We start from the raw sequence: 3720 nt of genomic DNA, 5'->3' as shown, positions 1-3720 counted from the left end.
GCCCCCTGTCGCCCAGGAGACCAGGAACGAGGTCGCCCAGCCGTTGCCAGCGGGCGCGAAGAACGAGCTGGATGCGGCGAAGGCCAAGGCGGAGGCCCTCAAGGCCGATCCCGAGCTGGAGAACGCCGTGGGCTTCACCCACTTCGACACCAGCGCGAGCCACGACAACCTCATCACTGTTCTTTCGACGAAGGAGGACCTGCACCGGCTTGCCTCGCAGACCCTGGTGCGCATCAAGTGCCGCCAGGACGACAAGACCTACCTGGGTGTCGTGGTCCGGGGCCCGTTCGCGGAACCCAATGCCGTCCCCGCGAACTCCACCATGGCCATTGGCGTGGTGACCCACGGCAAGAAGCTCACCTACACCTTCGAGTACCACGGGCGGGCGGAGGTCGAGATCCTCGGAGAAGAGGCGGCGGGGGTCCTCAAGCCACACCGCTTCCGTCCCCGTCCCCAGAGTCCCGTCTTCGTCCTCGATGAGAAGGAGAGCGCGACGGTGCTGGGGGTCACCGGAGAGATGAGCATCGGGACGGTGGTGGGCTACGAGCGGATGGAGGCGCGGATCAACGCCCGGGACAAGTCGGTGCTGCCCCGGCACACCGGCATCATCGGGACGACGGGTGGCGGCAAGTCGACCACGGTGGCCACCCTCATCCACCGGGCCCAGCGCGAGGGCATCGCCACCATCGTCTTCGACGTGGAGGGTGAATACACGCATGTGGACCAACCCACCGACCACTCGGCGATGGTGGAAACCCTCCAGCGCCGGGGGCAACAGGCCGAGGGAGTGAAGGACCTGCACATCCATCACCTCGTCGGCCGGGAGAGTCGCAACCCGCGTCACAAGAACCTGCACCGCTTCTCGCTGAACTTCTCCAGCCTGTCGCCGTATGCGCTGGCGGAGATCCTCGACATGTCGGATGCGCAGCAAGAGCGCTTCCTCAAGGCGTATGACGTCACGAAGCTGCTGCTCGAGGACTTCGAGGTCTATCCCGTCACGGAAGCAGAGCGCAGGGAGGCCCTGGAGGTCGATGAGCTGTCCACCGGCTTTCCGAAGATGACCATCCAGCACGTGCTGGACGTCGTGAACGCGTACCTCTACAGCCTGAGCGACGAGGGCAAGGCGGAAGGGAAGAGCCGGCCGCGGCGGGCCGCGAAGGCGAAGGGGACGATCCAGGAGGACATCGAGGCGCTGGAGGAGGAGGACTCCACGCCCGCCAATGGGATGACGCTCTTCAGTGTGTTCAAGACCGACCCCGGCAAGGTCATGCGGCGGGTGATGGCCCAGAGCAGCCGCAACGTCATCAGCTGGAAGGCCCTCGCCAGCAAGCTCCAGCGGCTGCGCAGGCTGAACATCTTCGACATGGGAACCACGGAGGGCGTGCGGTACGACGCCATGCTCTCCCCGGGCCGCGTGTCCGTCATCGACTTGTCGGACACGGATTCGCCCCAGCTCAACAACCTGGTCATCGCGGACATCCTGCGCGGTATCCAGGAGCGTCAGGAGGCCAGCTACGAGAAGGCCCACCGCGAGGGTGGAGAGGTCACTCCGGTCATCATCATCATCGAGGAGGCGCACGAGTTCCTGTCCGCCAGCCGCATCGCCCAGATGAAGACCCTCTTCGAACAGGTGGCACGGATCGCGAAGCGGGGCCGCAAGCGGTGGCTGGGGCTCGTCTTCGTCACGCAGCTTCCTCAACACCTCCCTACGGAGGTGCTGGCCCTGCTCAACAACTTCATCATCCACAAGATCACCGATGGGTCGGTCATCGGGCGACTCAAGCAGAGCGTGGGTAGCATCGACGAGAGTCTGTGGAACCGAGTGTCACGGCTTGCGCCGGGGCAGGCCTTGATGTCCTTCAGCCACTTCACCCGGCCGCTGATGGTCGCCGTGGATCCCGCGCCCGTGAAGCGGCTGCTCGTCGATTAGTCACCCGGAGTTCAACGACGGTGGGGGGGCGGGAGCGTTATAGAGCCAGCCGCAATGCTCCTCCCCACCCTCCTCGCCTCCATCATCGTCGCCCAGGCTCCCGCCTCCGCCGCGTCCCGCGCAGCGGAGACGCTGGGCCTGGGCCCCGTCCTGGATGCCGTCGCGCACCAGGGCGTGACCTACGCCGCGCTCGGACGTGGCGGCATCGCCGTCCTCAAGCTCGATGGCGCCGCGCCCCAGCTCGTGCGACGTCTGGAGGAGGGCCGGCGCTTCGTGCGGCTCGTCGTCGTCGGCCAGTCCCTCCTCGCCATCGAGCAGCGCGAGGAGGCCCACGCGTTCTCGCTGGCCACGCCCGAACAGCCCCAGCCCGATTCGCTGGCATCCGCGCTGGGGGCGACGCGCGACCTCACCGTCGTCACCGAAGCGCCCCCCACCCGCGCACCCCAGCAGCCTCCTCCGGCGACCGGCGCACGGCTCACCGTCACCGCCGTGAAGGATGGCGACGTGACGCTCTCCGGCGGCGACACCGCGGGCCTCCGTGAAGGGGCCCGCGTCCGCGTCCGCACGCAGTCCTCCCGCGAGGTGGTGCTGGAGGTCGTCGAGACCCGCGAGGACTCCGCCCTCGCCCGCCTGGGCCGGGGCGAAGCCGTGCGCGTGGGGGACTCCGCCGTCGTCACCGATGCTCCCGCGACCGCGCGCCTCTTCTTCCCCGAACCCGGCGTGCCGCACCTGCGCTACGGCTTCCATGCCCGGCCGTTCCTCGCACTGGACGCCACCACCCGGCTGGGCCGATCCGCGCGCGCAGGGGGCCTGCTGCTGGATGCCTTCGTCGCGTGGCGCCCGGGGGAGCTCCCCCTCGTGCTGAGCGCCCAGTTGGAGCCCGTGGGCTTCGGGCTCGGCACCGGCCTGCGCCACACCCCGGGCTCCGCCTACGTCGCCGTGGCCTATGCCACCGACTTCCTCGAAGTGGGAATCGGCGCGGGCGCGCTGTTCGGCCAGAAGGAGTGCAGCGCCGAACTGGACCCGGACACGTACCTGCCCATCGAAGGCAAGAACGTCTGCGCGTCCAACGCGGGCCCCTCCGTGCAGCAGGTGCTGCGACTGGGCGCGCTCGATGGCTTCCACATCGCGTGGAGCTCTTCCATCCTCTCGCGTGAGAACCAGTTCCGCTTCGGCTCGGGCCGGGGCGAGGTCCAGGTGCCTCTCACCCCCAGCCTCTCCCTCTTCGGCGCGGGCGGTGGCGCCGCCAGCGGTTGGAACTTCGGCGAGCTCGGCGTGCGCAGCTTCCTCAAGGGCACCGGCGGCGCCGGCACCACCGTGTTCTCCGCGAGCCTGGGCATCGTCTCCCTGTCCGACGGCACCGGGGAGGCCCTCACCGGACCGTCGGTCTCGATTGGCATCGAACGCCGCCCTTGAGCCTCGCGCTCAGTGGCCGGACGCCATCGACGCGGCGAACTCCTCCGGCACCATCGAGCCGGAGATAGGGAAGTCCTTCGGCGCGGTCTGCCACGCCTTCCCGCCTGCCTTGCGGGCGGGCCACCGTGGAATCCGGCCCAGGCCCATGAAGGCCAACGACAACACCCCCAACCCGATGGCCCCCGAGGCGACGTGGGCGAACGGCCCGCTCCGCCTGTGATGTGAGCTTCCCACCCCGAGCAGGGGGAGCGCGGCGACAGGCGCTGTGGCCAACACGAGCCACGTGCGCCAGTTCGCGCGAGCCTGGGTCTTCAGTGCCGCGATCGAAGCCATGGGGCGTCCTTCCGAGCAGGAGGGTTATCCAGGAGGATGGG

General features: G+C 68.8%; 3 protein-coding genes. 2 read left to right on the top strand and 1 reads right to left on the bottom strand.

Annotation, left to right across the window (positions count from 1 at the left end):
- Together D7V93_RS40030 and D7V93_RS40025 are read left to right on the top strand one after the other, a co-directional pair.
- A partial coding sequence (locus D7V93_RS40030; protein ID WP_372338416.1) for an ATP-binding protein occupies nt 1–1930 on the top strand: 1930 nt, incomplete at its 5' end.
- A gap of 54 nt (nt 1931–1984) precedes the next feature.
- Nucleotides 1985–3346 (top strand): hypothetical protein, encoded by a 1362-nt coding sequence (locus D7V93_RS40025; protein ID WP_120648286.1) that lies wholly within the window; start codon nt 1985–1987, stop codon nt 3344–3346.
- 9 nt (nt 3347–3355) lie between these two features.
- On the opposite strand, the gene D7V93_RS40020 is transcribed toward D7V93_RS40025, so the two are convergent.
- Nucleotides 3356–3679 carry a hypothetical protein gene (locus tag D7V93_RS40020; protein WP_120648285.1) on the bottom strand — a complete coding sequence of 108 codons (324 nt, stop codon included), beginning with the start codon at nt 3677–3679 and terminating at the stop codon, nt 3356–3358.
- Nucleotides 3680–3720 lie beyond the last annotated feature (41 nt).

Origin of the sequence: Corallococcus llansteffanensis, from assembly GCF_003612055.1 — a bacterium.
Taxonomy (GTDB): domain Bacteria; phylum Myxococcota; class Myxococcia; order Myxococcales; family Myxococcaceae; genus Corallococcus; species Corallococcus llansteffanensis.
This window is presented reverse-complemented; position numbering and strand designations above follow the sequence as displayed.